Origin of the sequence: Streptomyces lushanensis, from assembly GCF_001700515.1 — a bacterium.
GTDB classification, from domain to species: Bacteria; Actinomycetota; Actinomycetes; order Streptomycetales; family Streptomycetaceae; genus Streptomyces; species Streptomyces lushanensis.
This window is the reverse complement of record NZ_MAUD01000377.1, coordinates 1-6,238: the sequence shown is the minus strand read 5'-3', so window position 1 is coordinate 6,238 and position 6,238 is coordinate 1. Positions and strand designations below refer to the sequence as shown.

At 67.6% G+C, this 6,238-nt stretch carries 9 protein-coding genes; 7 read left to right on the top strand and 2 right to left on the bottom strand.

The window, feature by feature from the left end; genetic code table 11:
* Positions 1 to 58: 58 nt before the first annotated feature.
* From BFF77_RS26670 to BFF77_RS26660, 3 genes are all read left to right on the top strand, one after another.
* Positions 59 to 505 (top strand): BlaI/MecI/CopY family transcriptional regulator, encoded by a 447-nt coding sequence (locus BFF77_RS26670; RefSeq protein ID WP_066954525.1) that lies wholly within the window; start codon positions 59 to 61, stop codon positions 503 to 505.
* An 880-nt stretch (positions 506 to 1,385) separates the two neighbouring features.
* Entirely contained in the window at positions 1,386 to 1,853 is a 468-nt protein-coding gene (locus BFF77_RS26665) for a GntR family transcriptional regulator (RefSeq protein ID WP_066954522.1), read from the top strand.
* Positions 1,850 to 2,422: an HD domain-containing protein gene (locus BFF77_RS26660; RefSeq protein WP_066954520.1), complete on the top strand. Its 573-nt coding sequence runs from the start codon at positions 1,850 to 1,852 to the stop codon at positions 2,420 to 2,422. Before BFF77_RS26665 ends, BFF77_RS26660 begins: the two co-directional genes overlap by 4 nt.
* On the opposite strand, the gene BFF77_RS26655 is transcribed toward BFF77_RS26660, so the two are convergent.
* Together BFF77_RS26655 and BFF77_RS26650 are read right to left on the bottom strand one after the other, a co-directional pair.
* Positions 2,410 to 2,883 (bottom strand): NUDIX domain-containing protein, encoded by a 474-nt coding sequence (locus tag BFF77_RS26655; RefSeq protein ID WP_066954517.1) that lies wholly within the window; start codon positions 2,881 to 2,883, stop codon positions 2,410 to 2,412. The two genes, BFF77_RS26660 and BFF77_RS26655, sit on opposite strands and share 13 nt — an antisense overlap.
* Before the next feature lie 2 nt (positions 2,884 to 2,885).
* Positions 2,886 to 3,644 (bottom strand): helix-turn-helix domain-containing protein, encoded by a 759-nt coding sequence (locus BFF77_RS26650; RefSeq protein WP_066954528.1) that lies wholly within the window; start codon positions 3,642 to 3,644, stop codon positions 2,886 to 2,888.
* 995 nt (positions 3,645 to 4,639) lie between these two features.
* Here BFF77_RS26650 and BFF77_RS26640 point away from each other — a divergent pair.
* The 4 genes from BFF77_RS26640 to BFF77_RS26625 all read left to right on the top strand — a co-directional run.
* On the top strand, positions 4,640 to 5,110 hold the full coding sequence (locus tag BFF77_RS26640; RefSeq protein WP_066954511.1) for a hypothetical protein: 471 nt from the start codon (positions 4,640 to 4,642) through the stop codon (positions 5,108 to 5,110).
* Positions 5,111 to 5,203: 93 nt separating this feature from the next.
* A complete protein-coding gene (locus BFF77_RS26635; RefSeq protein ID WP_066954508.1) occupies positions 5,204 to 5,503 on the top strand; it encodes a hypothetical protein in 300 nt (99 codons plus the stop codon).
* Positions 5,500 to 5,826 carry a hypothetical protein gene (locus BFF77_RS26630; protein WP_066954505.1) on the top strand — a complete coding sequence of 109 codons (327 nt, stop codon included), beginning with the start codon at positions 5,500 to 5,502 and terminating at the stop codon, positions 5,824 to 5,826. Before BFF77_RS26635 ends, BFF77_RS26630 begins: the two co-directional genes overlap by 4 nt.
* The coding region (locus BFF77_RS26625) for a DUF2637 domain-containing protein (RefSeq protein ID WP_141698535.1) at positions 5,826 to 6,238 on the top strand (413 nt) is incomplete at its 3' end. The genes BFF77_RS26630 and BFF77_RS26625, both read left to right, overlap by 1 nt.

Here is a 6,238-nt window from a genome sequence, read left to right as displayed (position 1 = left end):
CTACGCGCGCGTAGAAGATGGATGCGACTGTAGAGGACGGACGAGGAGTCAGCCAACCTTGGACACGGGTGAGCCCTCCGGGGCGTACGAGCCGGACCGCCGTCTGGCGAACGGCAAGCGCGAGGCCGAAGTGCTGGCCGCGCTCCGGTCGGCGCCGGGTCCGCTCACGCCCCGGGAGGTGCTGGAACGGATGGGCGGCGGCCTGTCGTACAGCACGGTGGTGACGATCCTCACACGGCTCCACGACAAGGACGTACTGTCCAGGGAGCCGCGCGGACGGGCCTTCGCGTACGCGCCCGCCACGGACGAGCCGGGATTCGCCGCCCGCCGGATGCACCAGGCCATGAAGGAGGTGCCGGACCGCGAGAGCGTCCTGATGCGATTCGTCGACGACCTGTCCGCCGGCGACGAGAAACTCCTGCGCAGACTGCTCGACGCCGATCTGGACCCGGATCGCACGGACCCGGATACGGGCCAGGCCGCCGCCCCGGACGCGGAACAGTAGAGAGCGGGAAGCGTGACGGTCCGGACTCCGGCCGTGAAGAAGTGCCGGCGTCAGACCTTGATGACCCAGACCTCGGTGACTCAGACCTCGATGACGGTGACCCGCGCACCGCACCGTTCGGTCGGATCCGTCCGCCTACGCGGCCCGGCGGATCGAACGCGGCAATAACTTTCGGCGTTGTGGCACGAGAAAAGCGCTGAACCGCGTTTCCGCTGTTCAGCGCCTCGATCCGGAGTGCCCCCGGCAGGATTCGAACCTGCGCACACGGCTCCGGAGGGCATGATCACGTAGCGCGGCAATGCGACTCTGACCTCAGAAAACGCGCGTCGATGCCCTGCGGCCCGTGGCTCTCACACGCCGCTCACACGATCTTTCCCCTGAGGGTGACCGTTGCCGGTCACCCTCGTGCGGCCCGCAGACGGCCCGCACGCCCGGGCGTGGCCACCTATTTCTTCCGCCGTTGCTTGAGTTTCTTCTTGGCTTCGTCGGCCTTGCGCTTGGCCACGCCGTACGCCGACCACTCCCCCTGGTGCAGTTGGCAGCGCGACGTGCCCACCATCGCCAACCGTCGACAGCTCCCTCCGGTCTTCGTCGGCGCACCGCACTTGGGCTGGGTCCCCATAAGCGATCAACCCCTCACGTTGTCGGGCGATTCAAACGGACAGGTTCGTCACTCAATGTCGGTTGGGCTGACTGGCGCGTGGTAGGGAGCGTGACCCGGCGCAGTGAGGCATGACAGCCGTCGGCCCGCCCCGTTCGGTCTACACGCTGAGGCGGGCACGCATGGGACGCTTGACTACGAAACCGATCGATGAGGCTGAGAACGCCGACGTCGGAGGCTTGGCGTGATCAGGAAAGTAGTCAAGGAAGAGGAGAGCGTGTGTCGCAACAGGTCAACCCTCGGGGTACCTTCCTGAAGATCGCGGACGCAATGAGGGCACGGATCGAAGCTGACGCGGGGATGACGCACCTGCCATCCGTTGCGGATCTCATGAGGGACTTCGGGATCTCCCGTGGGGTGGCGCTTCGGGCCTTTGGCGTGCTGCGCGACGCGGGAGTCGCCGAACCCGTTCCTGGGGGGCACTGGCGCGTGCTCAGAGGCTCTGACCGCACCGACCGCCGGCCGTTGGCCGATCGGATCGCTGAGGTGTTCGTGAACGACGAGCTGAAGGTGGGCCAGCCGTTCCCGAGTGCGTCCGAGCTGAGCACGCGCTTCGGAGTGGCGCGCCCCACGGTGGCGAAGGTACTGAACAAGTTGGAAGCCGCGGGTCTGCTGTCGGAGTCCCGGCAGGGGAAGCCGCGAACCGTACGGGCCCTGCCCGACCGAGAGGAGCGTCCCGAACCTTGAGCACGAACGAACTGACCGCATGGGCCTACCCGCTCGCAGAGTCCCTGCTGGCCGAGGCACTGCCACGCCGGTGGGCCCATTCGCTGGGAGTGGCCGACCGCGCGCGGTCGATCGCCCCGGTACTCGGGACGGACGCCGACCTCATGGAGGCCGCGGCTGTGCTGCACGACATCGGTTACTCGCCCGACGTCGCCAAAACCGGGTTCCACCCGCTCGATGGTGCGCGCTACCTCCGGGAGGTGACCAGCGCGGACGAACGGGTCGTCCGCCTGGTCGCCCATCACTCGTGCTCATGGATGGAGGCGGAAGCCCGGGGGCTGCGGGATGAGCTGGAGAGCGAGTTCCCCCGCGAGAGCGCGCATCTGAACGATGCGCTCTGCTACTGCGACATGAACACCACCCCCGACGGCACCCCCACCAATCCCGTGGACCGGGTGAACGAAATTGCCGGGCGGTACGGCGCCGACAGCCTCATTGGTACGTTCATCCGGCGAGCCGAACCGGAGATCCTGGCGAGCACGTCACGGGTGCTCGTACGGCTCGCCAGTACGGCCCGTCAGCCGATGTAGGGCACCGTCCGGGCCTGGTCCATCGCGTGGTCGATCCTCAGGCGCATGGTGGGGTGGATGTCAAACCCCGACAGGTCCGCCGGCGCGATCCACCGGACGTCAGTCGTCTCGTCGCTCGTACGGATCTCACCGCCGACCGGACGGGCCCGGAAGCAGATACTGAACTGCTGGCGCACCTCACCGTCGTCGTACTGCATGACATGCCCAGGGTCGGTGTAAATCCCGGACATGTCGATGACTTCGGCCTTGATCCCGGTCTCTTCCCACACCTCGCGCACCACGGTGTCGCTGATGGACTCCCCGGCGTCGTGGCCACCGCCCGGGAGTGCCCAACGGCCGTTGTCGGAACGGCGGATCACCAGCACTTCGCCCGCCTGGTTCTGGACGAACGCCACGACGGAAGGGACGACAGAGTTGGCTGGCGGCGCGGCGGGATCGTGAAGGTAGTCGATACGGCCCATGCTCATGCTCCCGTGATGTCGTGGTGTGCGACCGGGCGTGCGCCTGCCCAGGTCTGTTCGATGCTATTCGCGTACGTGTCGAAGAGCCCGCCGCCGGGGAGTCGTCGCAGATGTAGCACGGGCGCCATGTACGCACCGACGCCGTAGACGTGGGTGTTGACGAGCATCTCGTCATCGGAGCGGAAGAGCGAGTTGTAAAGCGTCGCGTCGTGGAGCCGGAACCCGACATCGGGGTGGCTGGTGAAGAGCGGCCGATAGTTCACCAGGGCGTTGCGAATCTTGCCGTCCATGATGCGGTGGCCTTCGTCTATGCCCCGCTGCTCAACCGCCGCGCAACCGGGCTCGCCAAGCAGGATGCGGACCTGGGTCGAGCCTTGGACCTTCTCCTTGAGCAGCTCGTGAAACAGGGGATCTTCCGACAGCCAGAGGCCGGAGTACACGAGCACGTCAAGGTGTGTTTCCGCGCGCGAGTAGATGTCTCGCCACAGTCCCGCCGGCACCATGTGCCGGTGCGGGTAGACCGTGACAATCTCCGCTTTGCTCAGGTCCGACGCGCTGTCGATCGCCCTGTGGTCGTTCCAGAGAGTCGTCACGTCGACCTTGAGCAGGGAAGCGGTGGCGTACTGATGCCGCCGGTACGGCACCTTCCCCTGAGTGATCCAGCGCTCAACCGTCTTGGGGTTGACGTCGACCGCTTCCGCCAGATCTTGCACGGTCATTCCCTGCGCGAGTAGGGCCGACCGTAAGCGCTCGTTGGACATCTCCACCTCCGATGGGACGTCTGGGGACTTCTTGAAGGTAGCCAGATGACTTCGAGCTGTCCACGTACGGGGTGAACAACGCCCCTCACCTGGGGCGATTCTGATTGTGCGCCAGGAAGTCCCGGTGCGAATCCCGAGAAGTTCGCTGCATGACTTGACGAGACCGCCATGTAGGACCTGTAATACAGGTATCGCATCAGTCGGAAGTCCACAGCGCGATGCACATCCGGAGGGGCCCTTCTTTGGGCTGCTTCGAGCTACGTCCTGAGGGCCCCGGCAACGGGAGTGAGCCCGAAGGAAGCGGTTGGTCCTTGAAAACTGAACAGTGAACTGAGATGGGGTGAGAGTCCCTGTCCCCGCGGGCGGCCGGGTGAGGTCCGCTCCCCGTGACGACCGGGTGATGTTCGTGGCGGTGCTTGACGTGCTGGCTCTGGAGAACGCCCCTTCGGGGGTGCCACCCGGCACGACCGCCCTGCTACCGCGCCAGAGCAGCGACGATGGCGCGCCCGACTTCGGGGCTCGGGACTGGCCGGCCGTGGCAACGGTCCGCCCGTGAAGCCCTGCCCCTTCTTCCCTCCCGATCTGGAGGTTCTCGTGATCCGCCGACATAGGTAGGCGCCGCCGGGCTGGACCGGCCCGGCGGCACGCCGACCGCGTCATTACCTGATCCGCCGCTTCGCGCACCGGGACAGCCGGTGATTCGTGGGTCGGGTTTACCTGCGCAGCAGTGCTGCGGCCGGTTGCCTCCTCCGCCCGTCCAGTCCGTTTCGCGCGGTGCTGTACGGGCGGGGCTGAGGGGAGCCGGAAACCACCGGCGCCAACAAGCGCGCTGCCCGGAGGTGCAACTCCGGGGCAGCGCAGTACAGGCACCCTATGGAGGTCCCTGTGTTCGTCAGTTTGACAGATGCGGAGAAGCGGGCCGAGTTGGAACGCAGGAACGCTGAACGGAACCAGCAGAGCCGGAACGACGCGCGGGCCAAGGGAACCACCCGGTGATGGCCGCCGCGACGTTCGCCGCCGTGTTCATCGCCCTGTACGTCGGTCACTCGGTGGGCGACCACTGGGTGCAGTCGTCGTGCCAGGCTGCGAAGAAGGGCCTGCCCGGCTGGACCGGCCGGCTGGCCGATGCCCGGCACGTGCTGGGTCTGACGCTCACGAAGATGATCCTGCTTGTGCCGGTTGTCTTCCTGCTTGACCTGCGGGTGAGCACGCTCGGTCTCGTCCTCGGGTTCACGGTCGACGCCCTAACCCACTGGTGGGCGGACCGCCGCACCACGCTCGCGTGGCTGGCCAAGGTCACCGGAAAGTCCGAGTTCTACAGCCTCGGGACCCCCGCGCACCCGGCGGCCCCCGCTGCGGCCGGCGGCGGGTACGCCCCGACGCTCGGGACCGGCGCCTACGCGCTGGACCAGTCCTTCCATCACCTGTGGCTGCTGGTTGCCGCGCTGATCATCGCGACCGTCTGACCCGCCCCATCCCAGTACCCCACGGCCAGCGGCCCCGGTGTCCTACCACCGGGGCCGCTGTAGGGCCGCCTGCCTTTGAGGAGAGCACGACCCATGAAGAACATTGTGGCTGGTCATGTGGCCGTTTCGGCTGATGAGTTTGTCGAACTTGCGCTCGGTACCCCGCTGGATCTGTGGCTGGGGGTGGAGGGCGAGAGCGAGATGGAGCGGGCCGCGCGCAGGGATGCGGCCCGGGACATCCTCGCGGAGGAGCCCGGGCTCGTGGACCGGGTGGGCCAGGTCGCCGCCGAGGCGATCGAGGCGTTCGCTCCGGACCTGTTCAACGTCACCCCGCTCCCGCTGTCCCGGGCCGCTGCCCGGCGCCGGCCGCTGGGCAAGGGAGCGGCGGCATGAGCGAGACTCTGACAGCTCTGGCCGCGCCGCTGGCGGCTCTGCGGCTGCTGGCCGTGGACTTCCCCGCCCTGCCCGTCGCGAACATCGCGGTCTCCCGCATCTACCCGGACCGGCTGGAGCTCTCGTTCCATGAGGACTTCCCCGGCTTCGAGGCATGGCGGGCCGCCCTTCGCATCGACACCGGCGCGGTGGCCTATCACGAGCAGAGCGGCGGGCGGACGCAGGTCCTGACCGCGTCCACCGACTACGCCGGGGCCCACGTCCGCCTCACCGGCTACAGCACGCACCCCGACACCGTGGCGCTCTGCGGGGAGGGGGAGTGATGCTGAGGCTGGATACGCAGAAGGAAGTGGACGCGGCCGAGCGGACGTTGCGTCTGTCGTGGGTGATCGTGGTCGGCGCGGTGCTGTTCTCCGTGCTCACGGTCACGCCGCTGGTTCTTCGGGTCACCCCCCAGGGTTGGGGCTGGACGGCACCGATCCTGCCGGTCGTGGTGGACGCGGCGGTGGTGATCGTGGTCCGGGTCGACGCGATCGTGGCCCGGCTGGATGGCAAGGCGGGGTTCTGGCCCGCTCTGCTGCGCTGGCTCACCGGCCTGATGACCCTCGCGCTGAACGTCGGTGATTCCGCGCTCAAGGGCGACATGGTCGGTGTCGGCGTGCACATGGTCGCACCGGTCCTGCTCATCGTGACCGCGGAGGCGGCGCTGAAGTGGCGCCGCCTCCGCGGTCACGA